The sequence below is a fragment of the Duganella guangzhouensis genome, assembly GCF_009674535.1.
GTDB lineage: Bacteria > Pseudomonadota > Gammaproteobacteria > Burkholderiales > Burkholderiaceae_D > Rugamonas > Rugamonas guangzhouensis.
The window spans coordinates 1-16,019 of the sequence record NZ_WKJK01000025.1 but is presented as its reverse complement, the minus strand read 5'-3'; the positions used below and the strand labels follow the sequence as shown (position 1 = coordinate 16,019).

Here is a 16,019-nt window from a genome sequence, read left to right as displayed (position 1 = left end):
ACCATGGAACCTCAACGCATACTCATTATCGACGACGACAGCGCGGTGCAAGTCTCGCTGGCCCTGCTGCTGAAGCAGTCCGGCTACCAGGCGCTGTGCGCCGACGATCCGAAGCAGGCGCTGGCCGTGCTGGCGCGGCAACCGGTCGACCTGGTACTGCAGGACATGAACTTCTCGCTGCAAACCAGCGGCGAGGAAGGCTTGCAACTGCTGGCCGACATCCGTGCCGCCCAGCCGGCGCTGCCGGTGTTGCTGATGACCGCGTGGGGCTCGATCGCGCTGGCGGTGCGCGGCATGCAGGCCGGCGCCGCCAATTTCTTCACCAAGCCGTGGGACAACACCCAGCTGGCGGAGCTGATCCGCACCACGCTGGAAACAGCGGCGCCAACCGGCCGCGCCTCGCGCCAGGCGCTGGATGCGCAGTTTGATTTCAGCGCCATCATCGGCGAGCATCCGGGCCTGCTGAAGGTGCTGTCGACCATCGGCCAGGTCGCCAACACCCGCGCGCCGGTGCTGATCCTGGGCGAAAGCGGCTGCGGCAAAGAGCTGATCGCGGATGCGATCCACCGCAACAGCGCGCGCGCCGGCCAGGCCATCGTCAAGATCAATATGGGCGCGATTACCTCGTCGCTGTTTGAGAGCGAGATGTTCGGCCACGTGCGCGGCGCCTTCACCGATGCCAAGCACGACCGCAAAGGCCATATCGCCAGCGCGCATGAGGGCACGCTGTTTCTCGACGAGATAGGCGAACTGAACCGATCGGATCAGGTCAAGCTGCTGCGCGTGCTGCAAGACCAGACTTACCAGCCGGTCGGCGCCAGCCGCACCGAGCGCGCCGATGTGCGGGTGGTATCAGCCACCAACCGCGAGCTGGCGGAGCTGGTGGCCAACGGCGAGTTCCGCGAGGACTTGTTCTACCGCCTGAACCTGATCACGATCCGGCTGCCGCCACTACGCGAGCGCCGCAGCGATATTCCCCTGCTGGCACGGCACATCCTCGCCGAGGTAGCGGGCAGCTACGGGCTGCCGGCGGCCACCATCACGCCACAGGCGCTGGAATGGCTGAGCGCGCAGCCATGGCCGGGCAATATCCGCCAGCTGAAGCAGACGCTGGAACGCACGCTACTGCTGGTCGGCCGCAGCGAGTTGCGGCAGGCGGATTTTGTCGAGCACGGCGGCGCCGCTGGCGCGCAGCGGCTAGGGGTCGATGGCATGACGCTGGAACAGGTGGAGCGGCACATGATCGCGCACGCGCTGGAGCAGCATCAGGGCAATATCTCGCGCGTCGCCAAGACGCTGGGGCTGAGCCGCACCGCGCTGTATCGCCGGCTTGAACGCCACGGCCTCGGCACGGCGCCGGACGAGACCGAGCGCGCATGAGCTTGCGGCGGCGGCTGTACGCCTATCTGATCGCGGCCCATCTGTTGTTCCTGGCGATCACCGTGGTGCTGTTCAGCACCCAGCCGGTACTGATGCTGGGCCTGGAAGCACTGATCGCGCTCAGCCTGTGGCTGGGCATCCGGCTGCTGCGGCGCGCGCTGGAACCGCTGGGCTACACCCGTCACTTCCACGACCTGCTGCAAGACCAGCACTACGCCGCCCGCCTGCAACACAGCGCCGACGCCGAACTCAACGAATTGGTCCAGCTGTTCAACACCATGCTGGGCGCGCTGTACCAGGAGCGTCTGCAGATCGGCGAGCAGCAAGGCTTCCTCGACAAGCTGCTGGAAGCGACGCCCAGCGCCGTCATCGTGTTCGACTTTGACGGCCGCGTCAGCCTGCTGAACGCCAGCGCCCAGGCGCTGCCCGGCCTGCGCAACGCAAAAGGCAAAACGCTGGCCGACTGCACGACGACCGGCGACGACAGCACCCTGCTGCCCCAAATGGACGCGCTGCCGCTGGGCGACAGCCAATTGCTGGCCGATGCCGATGGTCGCCGCTACCGTGGCCAACGTGGACAATTCTACGATCGCGGTTTCGCCCGTCATTTCCTGTTGGTGGAAGAACTGACCGAGGAACTGGAGAGCTCGGAAAAAGCCACCTACGACAAACTGATCCGCGTACTCGCGCACGAGGTCAACAACACCGTTGCCGCCACCGGCTCGGTACTGGACTCGCTGCTGTACTACCGCAACCAGCTGGCCGAGCGCGACGGCGAAGACTTCAGCACCGCGATTGTCGCCGTGCAGCGCCGCAACGCCAGCCTGGGCGAATTCATCGAACGCTTCACCCGGGTGGTGAAGATGCCGGCGCCGGAGCCGCGTCCGGTCATCGTGCGCGAGCTGATGGACGACATCCTCTATCTTTACCGAGAGCCCTGCCGCAGCCGTGGCATCACGCTGGCATGGCAGCGCTGCGACGAGGTACCCGCCATCGCCATGGACCGCCACCTGATGGAACAGGCGCTGCTAAACGTGGTGAAGAATGCGATGGAAGCGGTGGAAATGGGCGCCGGCGCGACGCGCCAAGTCAGCTTCGTGCTGGCGCGCGAAGCGCAGGGTGCGCGGCTGTCAGTGATCGACAGCGGCAACCTGCTGGGCGAGGTGCCGGCGCATCAATTGTTCACGCCCTTCTTCACTACCAAGAAAGGCGGCCAGGGCATCGGCCTGCTGTTCGTGCGCGAAGTGCTGAACCGGCACGGCTTCGCCTACCGGCTGGCCGCCACTGGTGACGGCGCGACCAGTTTCGATATCTGGCTTACTTCTCCCGCTTGACACGCGGCGAGGTCTTGGCGCCGTCGATGTCCATGTAGATGGCGCCCATCGCGCCGCGTTCCAGCTTGACCTTGGGATTGGTCAGCGACAGCATCTCGTCACTGCCATCGACAATCCGCCACACCTGGCCATTGGCCAGGCGAATGCGCTGATTCGACACCCAGCCGTCAAATTCGCCGACGATGGAAGATTCAATGGTTTGCAGTCGTTCCGCCTGCGCTTCGCGGCCGAAGCTTTGCACCAGATCGGGTTTGGCGGCCGGCGGTGCGGTGATGACGACTGCGGGAGCGTTGCTGGCCGGCTGGCCAAGCGGAATGGCGTTATAGCAGGCCAGGCGCACTGGGCCGTCCTCAAGCTGGCGGCACTTCAACAGCGCAGCATCATCGGCCAGGGCGGCCGTCGAAACCAACATCAGGGCAAACAAAACTTTCATCGCGGCGTATCCATAAAAGTGCCCGGCAACATTGCCGGGCCTGCCACGATTATAGTCAGAATCAGAACTCTTCCCAATCACCATCGCCGCCGGCCGCAGTGCTGGCCTTCAGCCGCGCTGGCGGCTTGGCCGGCGCACGCGCGGGCGCTGCGGCGCGCGCCAGCTTCGGCGCGGCTGGCCGGGCGGGCTGGGCCGCGCTCAACCGGGGTGCGGCCGGCGCCACGCGCTGTGCACCATCCAGCCGGAAGATGCTGACCACCCGTTCCAGATTGGCCGCCTGGTTCTGCATCGCCTCGGCCGCCGCAGCCGCCTCCTCCACCAGCGCCGCGTTCTGCTGCGTCACCGTGTCCATTTCGCTGACGGCCTGATTGATCTGCTCGATACCGGCGCTCTGCTCATCGCCGGCAGTGGAAATATCACCCATGATGTCGGTCACGCGCTGCACGCTGGCGACCACCTGCTCCATGGTCTGCCCGGCCTGCGCCACCAGCTTGCTGCCGGCCTCGACCTTTTCCACCGAATCGCCGATCAGCTCCTTGATTTCCTTGGCCGCCGACGCAGAACGCTGCGCCAGCGTCCGCACCTCGGACGCCACCACAGCAAAGCCACGGCCCTGCTCGCCAGCGCGCGCCGCTTCCACCGCCGCGTTCAGCGCCAGGATATTGGTCTGGAACGCGATGCCATCAATCACCGAAATGATGTCGACGATCTTGCGCGACGATTCGTTGATCGCACCCATGGTATCCACCACCTGCGACACCGTCGCCCCACCCTGCTGCGCCACTTCCGAGGCCGAGCGCGCCAACTGGTTGGCCTGGCGCGCGTTGTCGTTATTGGCGCGCACCGCGCTGGTCAGCTCCTCCATCGACGACGCCGTTTCCTCCAGCGAGCTGGCCTGTTGCTCGGTGCGCGCCGACAAATCCTGGTTGCCGCTGGCGATCTGGGTCGACGCCGAGGCGATGGTTTCGGTACCGGTGCGCACCTCGGCCACGATGCTGGCCAGCGCGTCGCGCATCTGCTTCATCGCGTGCAGCATGCTGTGCTGATCATTGCTGGCGGTATCCACCTGCACCGTCAGGTCGCCGGCGGCGATCCGGCCGGCAATCGCGGCGGCGTAATCCGGCTCGCCGCCCAGCTGGCGCAGCAAGCCGCGCGCAATCGTTACCGCCGCCACCGCGCCGGCCACAATCGCCAGCCCGCTCAATACCAGCATCAGCGTGCGCGCCGACTGGTAGGCGGATCGCGCCTCCGCCGCGTCGGTCTCGTTGGTGGCTTTCTGCAGCGCCGCGTATTCATCCATGGCCTCCTGCCAGACTTGGGTGGCGGGACCGGCCTGCTTCATCAGCAGCTCGGTGGCTTCGGCATCCTGGTTCAGCAGCGATAGCTCGAACACCTTGTCATTCAGCGGCCGCACCGTTTTGGCCTGGGCGGCGATGCGATCGCGGATCTCGACGCCCTTGGGCGTGGCCGGCATCTTCGCCAATTGCTCGACCGCCGCGTTATAGACCGCGCGCGCCTTGGTGACTTTTTCCAGTTCGGAGCGGATCGCCGCCACGTCATTCAGCAGCACCACGCTGCGTGACACCCGGGCGACAACATGCACCGACTCCGACATATCATTGACTAGCTGAGTCTTGACCGTATTCTGGTTGACGATGCTGTCCAGCTTGTCATGGATCATGCTCATGTTGTATACGCCCAGCAGGGCAACCAGCAATAGCAGGGTCAGCACCAGACCGAACCCCAGGCTCAGCCGGGTACCAACTTTCATGTTTGTGCCGACCATGTGACGCTCCAGATAAGTAACGGAAAGTAAATTGTACGCCGACAAGTAAAATAGTTTAAGAAAATTTCCAAATGGCAAAGAATTTACAACAGTCTATATATGAATTTTGCATAGTCTTATCACTAAATATTCGCTAAAACGCGTATATACAACCCCATATCACAGATAAAATGCACGATCGGTCACAACTTAGTAGTTAAAGGGATAGCAATGGCGATCAACGTAATTCTCAATCTGGTGGCGGCATTGGCCTTGCTGGGCCTGCTGTACGCACAGCAGCGCAAGCATGCCTCGTTCTCGGTGCGGGTGTTCACGGGCATGGGGCTGGGAGTTCTGCTGGGCTTGGCGCTGCAAGCCATCTACGGTGCCGGCTCGGCCGAGGTCAAGACCACCGGCGATTATCTGGACATCGTCGGCTCCGGCTACGTCAAGCTGCTGCAGATGATTGTGATGCCGCTGATTATGGTGTCCATCATCGGCGCCATCCTCAAGCTGAAGGGCATCAACTCGCTGGGCAAGATCAGCGCCGTGACCGTCGGCACGCTGATGGTGACCACCCTGGTGGCGGCCGGCCTCGGCATTCTGATGGCCAAGGCGTTCAACCTGAGCGCGGTCGGCCTGACCGCCTCCGCCGCCGACATCGCGCGCGGCGTCTACCTGCAGGGCAAGGTCGAGACCGCGCAGGCGATTTCGCTGCCGAGCATGCTGCTGAGCTTTATCCCGTCCAATCCCTTCCTCGACATGACCGGCGGCCGCAAGACCTCCACCATCGCGGTGGTGATCTTCTCGGTGTTCATCGGCATCGCCGCCACCGGCATCCATGACAAGAAACCGGACATCTTTGCCTCGTTCGAACGCTTCATCCAGGTCGCGCATGCGATCGTGATGCGCATCGTCACGCTGGTGCTGCGCCTGACTCCGTACGGCGTGTTCGCGCTGATGGCGCAAGTGGTGTCGAGCTCCAGCTACACCGACATCCTGCACCTGATCGACTTTGTGCTGGCCTCGTACAGCGCGCTGTTGCTGATGTTTGGCGTGCACCTGCTGATCGTCAGCGGCCTCGGCCTGAACCCGCTGCGCTGGACCAAGAAAATCCTGCCGCTGCTGACCTTTGCCTTCACCTCGCGCAGCAGCGCCGGCGCGATCCCGATGAGCGTGCAGACCCAGAGCCAGCGCCTGGGCACGTCGGAAGGCATCGCCAACTTTGCCGCCTCGTTTGGCGCCACCATCGGCCAGAACGGCTGCGCCGGCATTTATCCGGCCATGCTGGCGGTAATGATCGCACCGACTGTGGGCATCGATCCGTTCACCCTCAGCTTCATCGCGCCGCTGCTGGCCATCATCACCATTGGTTCGGTGGGCGTGGCCGGCGTCGGCGGCGGCGCCACCTTTGCCGCGCTGATCGTGCTGTCGTCGATGAATCTGCCGGTGGCGCTGGCCGGCCTGCTGATCTCGATCGAACCGCTGATCGACATGGGCCGCACCGCGCTCAACGTCAGCGGCTCGGTCACCGCCGGCGCCGTCACCAGCCGCGTGCTGGGCGAGACCGATCTGGCGGTATTCAACAGCGACGCCGAACCGGCGATCGACAGCGACCGCAAGGCGGCGTAAGACTAACTAAGCAGCAGACGTAAAAAAAGGGCCGATGGCCCTTTTTTTTTACCCGTTGCTGACGAATCAGAACTTGTAGTTGTACGAGATACCGATCAGCGACATGTAAGTCTTGTAGGTACCGCGCGTGGTTTCGCCGTTGCCGGTGCAGCTGGTCGACAGTGGGTTGCACTGGTTGGTGTAGTTGATCGGCGCATCCTTGAAGTCCAGGAAGCTGTACGCCAGATCGATCGACGAACGTGGGCTCAGCTTCCAGTTCGCGCCCACCGAATACTGCATGCGGTCGCTGTCCGGCAACGCTGGGTGAGTCAGCTCGGCATTCTTCACCGGCGACTGGTCGTAAGCGATACCGGCGCGCAGCGTCAGCTGTTGGCTGTAGGCGTAGTTGGTGCCGAGCGAGACCCGCACAGTGTTTTTCCACTGCTGACGGATCACTTCCGCGCCTTCGCTGGTGCCAGGGAACTGGATCAGCAGATCACCCATGCGGTTGTTGCGGGTGAAGGTCACGTCCGCCATGCCGGCCCATTTCGCATCGAACTGATGGAACACATTGGCCGACACGGTTTCCGGCGTGCGCAGGGTCACCAGCGCGGCGCCATTGGTTTTATGCGAAGCGGCGGCCAGGATCTTGTTGACGATAGGGTCGCTGGTCACGCTGGAGAAGTCCCACACGGTGCTGCCCTTCAGCTGGTGCGAGATCGACGAGCGATAGGCCAGGCCGAAGCGGGTGTTTTGGTCCAGCGTGTACATATAGCCCAGATTGAAGCCCCAGCCCCAGTCCTGGCCGTCCATCGAACCGTGGCCATCGCCGGCGGTCGACAGCAATGCCGGATTGCCGCCCAGCGCGGCGATCTGCTTGACCAGCGCGGCCGCGGTGGCGGCATTGGCGGCGGTCGACAGCGCGGCCACCGAGCCTGGCACGTCCACCGCCTGGCCCAGCTTGGCCTTCATGAACTCAGCGTCAATGCCGAAGCCAAACGCATGATGTTCATTCAACTTGAACCCTACCGACGGGTTCAGCGTGATGGCTTCCAGCTTGATGTTGCTCAGCGCGTAACGGCCGCTCCAGCTGTTACCGTAGTCCAGTTGGGCGCCATAAGGCACGAACATGCCAAAGCCGGCGGTCCAGCGGTCGTTCAGCTTCTTGCTGGCGTAAATCGATGGCGCCGCCACCACATCCGGCACGTAACCGCTGGCCGAGACGTTGCCGGTCGAGGCGCCGGTGAAGTGGGTCGAGCCCGAATCGGTAAAGGTCGAGTGAGGCACAACAGCGGTAGCGCCAACGCTGATCTGGGTACCATCCAGACGGGTCAGACCGGCCGGATTGTAAAAGATGGTCGATGCATCGGCGGCTTCGGCGCCGTTGGCGTCGGCCGTGCCCTGGCCGGACACGCTCTGCGAGCCGAAGCGGTAACCGGATGCCTGGGCGCCGGCGGTAACCGCGCTCAGCGCGGCGGCAATGATCAGAGGGAGATATTTGTGCTGCATGAAAGTCTCGCTTTATAAATGGTTTTTTTGGGTCCGGTAGCCAATTTGGTACGGGAAGGCCAGCAGCATACTACACAAATAAAAGAATCCAGAAGGCAAGACGTTAGAGCGCGAATACTAATTAAAATCTTGAAACCGAGCAGATGCTCTGCACTCAGGGCGTAAAAAAGGAGCCCATGGGCTCCTTTCTTGTTTAACCAACTATCAATTTATGCAATCTTTCGTTGTTCCTCCGGCAGCTCGGCTGGCGGCTGCGGACCACCACGGCCGGTCAGCTTGTGCACCAGCTTCATCACCATGCGGTAGCAGAAGCGCAGCAACGTCAGCGTCAGCAGCGCTTCGATCAGCGTCACCAGCAGGGCTGGCGCGGCCGACCAGCGCTCGGCGCGGCGGCCGAACTTGGCCAGCATGCGGTCCTTGCTGATCTCGATGCTGTCGTAGAAAGTCGGCACCATCAGCAAGGTCAGCAGGGTCGAGGTAATCGTGCCGCCGATGATGGCGATCGCCATAGGACGGTAGAACTCGCCGCCCTCACCCAGCCCGATCGCCACCGGCATCATGCCGGCGATCAGCGCAAAGGTGGTCATCAGGATCGGGCGCAGACGCATGCGACCGGCATACATCAGCGCATCCTCGCGGCCAAAGCCCTCCTCCTGACGCTTGCGCGCCGCGTCCAGCAGCAGGATGGCGTTCTTCGCCACCAGGCCCATCAGCATAATCACGCCAATCAGACTCATCAGGTTGATGGTGCTGTTGGTGGCCAGCAGGCCCAGCACCACACCAATCAGCGACAGCGGCAACGACAGCATCACCGCGATCGGCGCCGTGAACGAACCAAACTGCATCACCAGAATCAGGTACATCAGGCCGACGCCGGCCACCAGCGCGATCCCCATGGCGCCAAACACTTCCTGCATGTCCTTGCCGGCGCCGCCCAGCGCCAGGCCGTAGCCGGGCGGGAAATCGATGTCCTTGACCAGCTTCATGGCGTCATTGGTCACCTCGCCCGGCGAGCGGCCCTCGACGTTGGCGCTGACAGAAATCACCCGTTTGCCATCCTTGTGCTTGATGGTGGACGGGCCTTTGCCCATCGTAACGCTGGCGATCTGATCCAGCGGCACCATCTGGTTGGTACCGGCCACGCTGATCGGCAGACGCTCAATATTCTCGGCGCTGGTGCGGTCTTCCGGCGCCAGCCGCACCGCGACGTCGCGCGATTCGCCGGTCGGGTCGACCCAGTCGCCGACTTCGATGCCGGCAAACGCCACCCGCAGCGCGTTGGCGGCGTCGCCAGCGGCGATGCCCATCGAATTGGCCAGGCCACGGTTCAGCACGATCTGCAGCTCGTCTTTCGGATCCATTTCCGACAGGCCGACGTCGACCGCGCCCGGCACCTTGCGCAGCCGGTCCATGAAGGCGTTGGTGATTTCCATCAGCTTGCGCGAATCGGTGCCGGTGAATTCAATCTGCACCGGTTTGCGGGCGCCATTGCTCAGGTCGTCCAGCACGGTGTACTCGGCGCCCACCAGGCCGGCCAGCTTCTCGCGCAATTCCTTGGCGACCTCGATGGCGCCGCGCTTGCGCTCGGTCTTCTTGCCGATGTCCACATAGATGCGGCCACCGCTGAGGTTGACGTAGCTATTGGTTTCCTTGGTTTCCTTGATCGAACGGGCGATCACGGCCGCCTTTTCCAGCTTCAGGCGCGAGTATTCCAGCGACGACGACGACGGCGTGCGCACATCGATGGCGATGGTGCCCCAGTCGGACGCCGGCACAAAGCTGGCGCCGCCGTATTTGCCCTGCAGGACCAGCGCGGCCACGAAGGTGGCGACCGCGATCACCGCCATCGCGCGGCGGTGGTGCAGCGCCCAGGCGATCACATTGCCGTAGCGGTCGGCCTGGTGGTCGAACCAGTTGTTGAACTTGGCGAAATACTTTTCAATCCCCTTGCGCGGCGCGTGATGGTGATTCGGCGGATCGCCCCAGAACGCCGACAGCATCGGGTCCAGGGTGAACGAGATCAGCAGCGACACCGCCACCGAACAGGTCACGGTCAGCGCGAACGGACGGAACCACTCGCCGGTGATGCCCGGCATGAAGGCGACCGGAATGAACACCGCCATGATCGAGAAAGTGGTGGCGGCCACCGCCATGCCGATCTCGGCCGTGCCACGCAGCGCGGCGGTGCGGCGGTCAGCGCCCATCTGCATGTGGCGCACGATGTTTTCCCGCACCACGATGGCATCGTCAATCAGCACGCCGATCGCCAGCGACAGGCCGAGCAGCGTCATGAAGTTCAGCGTGAAGCCGCACAGCCAGACGCCGATGAAGGCCGCCAGCACCGAGGTCGGCAGCGACAGCGCGGTGATCAGGGTCGAACGCCACGAGTTCAGGAAGGCGTACACCACAAAAATGGTCAGGCCGGCGCCGAACACCAGCGCCTCGATCACGTTGTTGAGGCTGGACTCGGCGTTTTCGCCATCGTCCTCGGTCACTTCCAGCTTGGTGCCGGCTGGCATTTCCTTCTGCATTTCCTTGGACATCTCGCGGATTTTCTTGGCCACGGTCACGGTCGAGGCGTCGCGCGAGCGGGTCACCGAAATACCGACGTTGGGTTTGCCGGAGCGCACGCTCAGGCTGTTCACCTCGGCAAAGCCATCCTGAATCGTGGCCACTTGCGCCAGGCGCACCAGCTCGTCGCCATTGCGCTTGACCACCACTTGCTGAAACTCTTCCGGACGCTCGATGCGGCCGACCAGGCGGATGCTCTTCTCATCCAGATCGCCGCGCACCTTGCCGACCGGCGCGTTGGTGTTCTGGTTGCGCAGCGCGTTGACCACGTCGTTGACCGAGACGTTGTACTCGCGCAGTTTTTCCGCCTTCAGCAGCACGCTCAGCTCGCGCTTCAGCGAACCGTCGATGTTGACCGCGGCCACGCCGTCGATGCTGCGGAAGCGATCGGCCAGCTTGTCCTCGGCCAGGCGCGAAATCTCGGCATGCGATTGCGTGCTGGACGACAGCGCCAGCTGCATCACCGGCTGCGCCGATGGATCGATGCGTTGCAGGATAGGCTCGCGCATCTCGGTCGGCAGCTTGTAGCGCACCGCCGCGATCGCGTTGCGGATCTCGTCCGACGCCTCGATCAAGTTCTTGGTGAAGGTGAACTTGATGAAGATGCTGGCCGAGCTTTCCTGCGCGGTCGAGTTAATCTCGGTCACGCCGGTAATCGAGTTCAGCGATTTTTCCAGGCGGTTGATGATTTCGCGCTCCACCGTTTCCGGCGACGCGCCCGGATACGGAATGTTGACCACGATGAACGGGACTTCCACGTCCGGGTTCTGGTTGACGCGCAGCTTGTTCAGCGCCATCAAGCCCAGGCACATCATGGCGACGATCAGCACGATCGTGGCGATGGGCCGCTTTACACTAAAATCCGATAAGAACATGGCTGATATCCCCTATTATTTTTCCGAGACCTTGCCGCTCGACGCCGAGGCCACCGCCTTCGGCGCCGCCAGCTCGACCTTCTGGCCATCCTTGAAGCCGGAGGCCGGCACCCGCACCACCATGTCGCCAGCCTGCAAGCCGGCCAGCACCTGCCAGCGGCCGCTGCGCTCGTCACGGGTGCCGATGGTCAGCGGCACCTTGGCCAGCGTGCCATTCTTGACGCGCCACACATAATTGTTGTCGCCGGCCTGCACCAGCGCCGATGGCGGCACCATCAGCGTGTTGCTGGTCTGCGATTCGACCCGGCCCTCGGCATACAGGCCGGCCACGCCGGGACGCACGCTGTCGGCGAAATCAACCAGCACCTCGACCTGGCGGGTGACCGCGTTGGCGGCCGGATCGACACGCTTGACCTTGCCGTTAAACTGCTTGTCCGGATAACCGTTGACGCGGAACAGCACCGGCTGCCCCACTTTGACCACGCCAATCTTGTCGGCCGAAACCATGCCCTCGAAGCGCATGCTGTTCGGATCGATCACCTTGATCAACTCCTTGCCGACCTGGGCCGTATCGCCGTTCGACACCTTGCGCTCGCTGACAATGCCATCAAACGGCGCGCGCACCACGGTGCGGGTCAGTTGCTGGCGTGCCGCCACCGAGCGCGAGCGAGCCGCCGCCAGATCGCTCTGGGCGTTGTTGCGGCGGATTTCAGCGTCTTCCATGGCCGAGGTCGACACCATGCCGGACGACAGCAGGGTTTTCTGGCGCTCGTACATACGCTGGGTCTGGGCCAGCGACTGCTCGGCGGCGCGGGTGGCTTCCTCGGCCGAGGTCAGGCTGTCGCGGATCGAGGTTTCATCCAGGCGCAGCAGCGGATCGCCCTTTTTGACCGGTTCGCCGTTTTCCTTCATCACCTGCACCACGATAGCGGCCACTTCAGCGCGCAGGTCGGCGCGGCGCTCCGGCTGGATCGAGCCGGTGATGACCGGGCCGGACGCCAGCGCGTCCGACTCGACGGTCAGCGTATCTTCCGGCGCCATCTGCAGGGTCACCTTTTTGTCGTCCTTACCCGCGTCCGCCGTAGCCGACGCGCTGGCTCCGGCTTTTTCAGGCTCTTTGGCTGATTTGCCGCATGCAACCAGGGCAGAGGCAATGGCGAGAGCAAGCAGGGTTTTGCGCAACATAAAGTTCTCCAGGAAGTGGCACGTGAGGTGCTTTGTAATATTAGCCAGACTACAGGGCGCAGAGTATCCTTGACCGTCGTTATCAGGTCAATCACAGTGCGACAAACCGCAGAATTTGTGGCTGAAACGCCAAATACGGGGATGAACGGTAAAAACCGCGCGGGAGATATGTCCGTTGGCGGACACAGGGACACAGGGCCGGACAGTCGCCGGCCCCGGAGGAAGACTTAGCCGCGGCCGAAGATGGCGTTGACGAGATGGCCGATGGCGATGCCGGTGCACAGGCCGCCGGCGATTTCCACCAGCGTGTGGCCCATGCGCTCGCGCAGCCACTTATGGTTACCGTCATCCTTGGCCAGACGGTTGATCGCCGCCGCCTGCTTGCCGACGTGCTGGCGCAGGCTGTTGGCGTCGATAATCACGATAAAGCACAAGGTGACCGCCACCCCGAAGGCCGGATGGCCGATGCCCTCGCGCAGCGCGATCAGGGTCGCCATGCTGGACACCACCGCGCTATGGTTGCTCGGGAAACCGCCGTTGCCGACCAGGTTGAACGCCCAGCGGCGCGCCTTGATGCTATTAATCAGAAACTTGATCGGCCCCACCGTGATCCAGGTGACCAGCGGCGTGACGAGGTAGGCGATGTCCATCGTTATATCCTTAACATTTTTGTGGCGACATTATGGCAGATGCCTCCCCAGCGGCGGAAGCAAGTAATATAAAATTCAAGCCATTGCCACTATTTCAATAAAGACAATCAATGCAACACTTCCGCATCTCCTTTGCCGTCACCTTCATCCTCATGGCCGTGGCCGGCTGGTGGGGCTACAACCATGGTGGTGTCAGCGGCCTGGCGCAGGCGCTGTGGATCACCGCCGTGCTGGGCATCATGGAAGTGTCGCTGTCGTTCGATAACGCGGTGGTCAACGCCTCGGTGCTGCGCCACTGGAATGAATTCTGGCGCAAGCTGTTCCTGACGGTCGGCATCCTGGTGGCGGTATTTGGCATGCGGCTGCTGTTCCCGCTGCTGATCGTCTCGGTCGCCACCGGCCAGGGGCTGGTGGCGGTGTGGCAAATGGCGATCAACACTCCGGAAGAATATTCGCGCTACCTGACCGGCGCCCATGCCGAGGTGGCGGCGTTTGGCGGCGCCTTCCTGCTGCTGGTATTCCTCAACTTCCTGTTCGACGACCATAAGCAACTGCACTGGCTGGGCTGGATGGAGAAAAAACTGAACCAGCACGGCACCGAAAGCCTGGCGGTGCTGCTGGCGCTGGCGGCGGTGTTCGGCTGCGTGGCGCTGGTCGACAACGCCGAACAATACAAGGTGCTGACGGCCGGCGTGGTGGGCGTCATCGTCTATCTGGCGGTAGGCTGGATTTCCAGCCTGCTGGAAGAAGACGAACCGCAGGACGACGACGACACCACCGAGGCCGGCGTGGCACCGGTGCTGGCCAGCGTCGCCAAGGGCAGCATCGGCGGCTTTCTGTACCTGGAAGTGCTGGACGCCTCGTTCAGCTTTGACGGCGTGATCGGCGCCTTCGCCATCACCAGCGACGTGGTGGTCATCATGCTGGGGTTGGCGATCGGCGCCATGTTCGTGCGCTCGCTGACCGTGTTCCTGGTGCACAAGGGCACGCTGGACGAATATGTCTATCTGGAGCACGGCGCGCATTACGCCATCGGCGTGTTGGCGCTGATCATGCTGGCCAGCGTCAAATACCATATACCAGAGTGGTTCACCGGCTTGTCGGGCGTGGCCTTCATCGCCATTTCGCTGTGGTCGTCGGTACGGCACAAACGCCGCGACGCCGCATGATAAGATGAGAAACGTTGCCTAACCCAGAACGCTTATGATCACTTCCAAACGCATCATCCTGTACGTTATCGGCCTGCTGGCCGCCGCCCTGTTGCTGCTGGCCGCCTACACCTGGGTCATGCTGCACGTGTCGTACTCGGACGGCGAACGCGCCGGCTATCTGCAGAAATTTTCCAGCCGCGGCTGGGTCTGCAAAACCTGGGAAGGCGAAATCCTGCTGACCTCGATGCCGGGCGCGATCCCCGAGAAATTCGAATTCAGCGTGCGCGATGAAAGCGTGGCGCGCGACCTGACCAACGCCACCGGCAAGCGCGTCATCCTCACCTACGCCCAGCACAAGGGCGTGCCAAGTCAATGCTTCGGTGAAACCGAGTATTACATCACCAAGGTCGCCGTCCAGCCTTAACACAAAGGCAAGACCGCATTTTGCGGTATTGTAAAACGCGTTTTTTTGATTTCCGGTACACTCGGCCTTTTGCTGAAAATCAATTCATTAATGAAGCGTATTTTGCTTGGCGCGATCGCGCTAACCGCCATGGGCGCCGTTACGGCGCAGGAGTTGACCGGTTATGCCGGCGGCCTGCGCGTCAAAGAAACCAAGGAAAACACCTTTACCGGCGGGGTCGCCTACACCCATCCGGTGGGCGACTACCTGGGCTTCAGCCTCAGCTACTGGAACGAAGGCCACCCGACCGACCATCACCGCGACGGCGTCGCCGGCCAAGTATGGGTGCGCAGCGGCTACAATGAGCCGGGCTGGAACTTCGGCGCCGGCGCCGGCCAGTACTACTACTTCGACACCACCGAGCTGCACAGCAAAGGCAGCACCAAATACACCAACGACCATGGCTGGGCCGCCATCTACAGCCTGCAGGCGACCTACCATTATGAGAACAGCCGCTGGTACAACCAGGTCCAGCTGAACCACATCTCGCCGAGCAGCGGCAAAGACTCCACCACCTTGCTGGTGTTGGGCGTCGGCTACCAGTTCAGCGGCGTCAAGGGCGACAAACTGCACCTGGAAGGACCGAGCACCGACGAAGCCATCACCCTGATGGCCGGCCAGGGCATCACCAACAGCCTGGATTCCGAGCGTGCCACCATCGCCGCGCTGGAATACCGCCGCGCGATTGGCCGCTACGTCGACTGGACCGTCACCGCCATCAACGAAGGCAGCACCGCGCAGAGCAAGCGCAACGGCGTGGCCAGCCAACTGTGGCTGATTCGTTCCGTGAGTCCCAAAGTCGAGATAGGCGCCGGCGCCGGCTTCTACTTCAACGCCAAAGTACCGGACGCGGACGGCCAGCGCTCGCACAAGGCCGGCCTGATCAGCATCGCCACCCGCTACCACCTGACCCGGCGCGTCGTGGGCGAAGTGACCTGGAACCGCGTCGTCTCCGACTACCACCGCGACGCCGACCTATTCCTGATGGGCCTGGGCTACAGCTTCTAAAAACCCGGGGTCAATCCTCCCAAAGCTACACGGGCTCTGCCGTAGCGTTCCGCTACGGCAGAGCCCGTGTAGCTTTGGGAGGAT

12 protein-coding genes are annotated in these 16,019 nt (G+C 62.9%); 6 read left to right on the top strand and 6 right to left on the bottom strand.

From position 1 onward, the window contains the following. The first annotated feature begins 3 nt into the window (after window positions 1-3). Window positions 4-1,380, top strand: a complete 1,377-nt coding sequence (locus GJ699_RS30415; RefSeq protein WP_154383178.1) for a sigma-54-dependent transcriptional regulator — start codon at window positions 4-6, stop codon at window positions 1,378-1,380. Continuing rightward, on the top strand, window positions 1,377-2,714 hold the full coding sequence (locus GJ699_RS30410; RefSeq protein WP_154383177.1) for a sensor histidine kinase: 1,338 nt from the start codon (window positions 1,377-1,379) through the stop codon (window positions 2,712-2,714). Before GJ699_RS30415 ends, GJ699_RS30410 begins: the two co-directional genes overlap by 4 nt. On the opposite strand, the gene GJ699_RS30405 is transcribed toward GJ699_RS30410, so the two are convergent. After that, complete coding sequence (locus GJ699_RS30405; RefSeq protein WP_154383176.1) at window positions 2,698-3,147, bottom strand: hypothetical protein; 450 nt, start codon at window positions 3,145-3,147, stop codon at window positions 2,698-2,700. The two genes, GJ699_RS30410 and GJ699_RS30405, sit on opposite strands and share 17 nt — an antisense overlap. A gap of 61 nt (window positions 3,148-3,208) precedes the next feature. After that, window positions 3,209-4,918 carry a methyl-accepting chemotaxis protein gene (locus GJ699_RS30400; RefSeq protein ID WP_308495545.1) on the bottom strand — a complete coding sequence of 570 codons (1,710 nt, stop codon included), beginning with the start codon at window positions 4,916-4,918 and terminating at the stop codon, window positions 3,209-3,211. Between the two features lie 225 nt (window positions 4,919-5,143). Here GJ699_RS30400 and GJ699_RS30395 point away from each other — a divergent pair, with 225 nt between their 5' ends. Further along, complete coding sequence (locus GJ699_RS30395) at window positions 5,144-6,544, top strand: L-cystine transporter (RefSeq protein WP_154383174.1); 1,401 nt, start codon at window positions 5,144-5,146, stop codon at window positions 6,542-6,544. A 66-nt stretch (window positions 6,545-6,610) separates the two neighbouring features. On the opposite strand, the gene GJ699_RS30390 is transcribed toward GJ699_RS30395, so the two are convergent. The 4 genes from GJ699_RS30390 to GJ699_RS30375 all read right to left on the bottom strand — a co-directional run bounded on the left by GJ699_RS30390 (window position 6,611) and on the right by GJ699_RS30375 (window position 13,313). Continuing rightward, on the bottom strand, window positions 6,611-8,032 hold the full coding sequence (locus tag GJ699_RS30390; RefSeq protein WP_154383173.1) for an OmpP1/FadL family transporter: 1,422 nt from the start codon (window positions 8,030-8,032) through the stop codon (window positions 6,611-6,613). A gap of 209 nt (window positions 8,033-8,241) precedes the next feature. Continuing rightward, entirely contained in the window at window positions 8,242-11,478 is a 3,237-nt protein-coding gene (locus tag GJ699_RS30385; protein WP_154383172.1) for an efflux RND transporter permease subunit, read from the bottom strand. 15 nt (window positions 11,479-11,493) lie between these two features. Beyond that, window positions 11,494-12,663: an efflux RND transporter periplasmic adaptor subunit gene (locus GJ699_RS30380; protein ID WP_154383171.1), complete on the bottom strand. Its 1,170-nt coding sequence runs from the start codon at window positions 12,661-12,663 to the stop codon at window positions 11,494-11,496. Window positions 12,664-12,890: 227 nt separating this feature from the next. Continuing rightward, window positions 12,891-13,313 (bottom strand): divergent PAP2 family protein, encoded by a 423-nt coding sequence (locus GJ699_RS30375; RefSeq protein WP_154383170.1) that lies wholly within the window; start codon window positions 13,311-13,313, stop codon window positions 12,891-12,893. Between the two features lie 110 nt (window positions 13,314-13,423). Here GJ699_RS30375 and GJ699_RS30370 point away from each other — a divergent pair, with 110 nt between their 5' ends. The 3 genes from GJ699_RS30370 to GJ699_RS30360 all read left to right on the top strand — a co-directional run bounded on the left by GJ699_RS30370 (window position 13,424) and on the right by GJ699_RS30360 (window position 15,935). After that, window positions 13,424-14,482: a DUF475 domain-containing protein gene (locus GJ699_RS30370; protein ID WP_154383169.1), complete on the top strand. Its 1,059-nt coding sequence runs from the start codon at window positions 13,424-13,426 to the stop codon at window positions 14,480-14,482. A gap of 34 nt (window positions 14,483-14,516) precedes the next feature. Continuing rightward, window positions 14,517-14,888 carry a DUF8785 domain-containing protein gene (locus GJ699_RS30365; RefSeq protein ID WP_154383168.1) on the top strand — a complete coding sequence of 124 codons (372 nt, stop codon included), beginning with the start codon at window positions 14,517-14,519 and terminating at the stop codon, window positions 14,886-14,888. A 90-nt stretch (window positions 14,889-14,978) separates the two neighbouring features. After that, window positions 14,979-15,935 (top strand): hypothetical protein, encoded by a 957-nt coding sequence (locus GJ699_RS30360; RefSeq protein WP_229262372.1) that lies wholly within the window; start codon window positions 14,979-14,981, stop codon window positions 15,933-15,935. Window positions 15,936-16,019: the final 84 nt, after the last annotated feature.

Coding starts and splice junctions, on each gene's coding strand:
- GJ699_RS30415 (WP_154383178.1), top strand. CDS start 4: ATGGAACCTCAACGCATACTCATTATCGACGACGACAGCGCGGTGCAA.
- GJ699_RS30410 (WP_154383177.1), top strand. CDS start 1,377: ATGAGCTTGCGGCGGCGGCTGTACGCCTATCTGATCGCGGCCCATCTG.
- GJ699_RS30405 (WP_154383176.1), bottom strand. CDS start 3,147: ATGAAAGTTTTGTTTGCCCTGATGTTGGTTTCGACGGCCGCCCTGGCC.
- GJ699_RS30400 (WP_308495545.1), bottom strand. CDS start 4,918: ATGAAAGTTGGTACCCGGCTGAGCCTGGGGTTCGGTCTGGTGCTGACC.
- GJ699_RS30395 (WP_154383174.1), top strand. CDS start 5,144: ATGGCGATCAACGTAATTCTCAATCTGGTGGCGGCATTGGCCTTGCTG.
- GJ699_RS30390 (WP_154383173.1), bottom strand. CDS start 8,032: ATGCAGCACAAATATCTCCCTCTGATCATTGCCGCCGCGCTGAGCGCG.
- GJ699_RS30385 (WP_154383172.1), bottom strand. CDS start 11,478: ATGTTCTTATCGGATTTTAGTGTAAAGCGGCCCATCGCCACGATCGTG.
- GJ699_RS30380 (WP_154383171.1), bottom strand. CDS start 12,663: ATGTTGCGCAAAACCCTGCTTGCTCTCGCCATTGCCTCTGCCCTGGTT.
- GJ699_RS30375 (WP_154383170.1), bottom strand. CDS start 13,313: ATGGACATCGCCTACCTCGTCACGCCGCTGGTCACCTGGATCACGGTG.
- GJ699_RS30370 (WP_154383169.1), top strand. CDS start 13,424: ATGCAACACTTCCGCATCTCCTTTGCCGTCACCTTCATCCTCATGGCC.
- GJ699_RS30365 (WP_154383168.1), top strand. CDS start 14,517: ATGATCACTTCCAAACGCATCATCCTGTACGTTATCGGCCTGCTGGCC.
- GJ699_RS30360 (WP_229262372.1), top strand. CDS start 14,979: ATGAAGCGTATTTTGCTTGGCGCGATCGCGCTAACCGCCATGGGCGCC.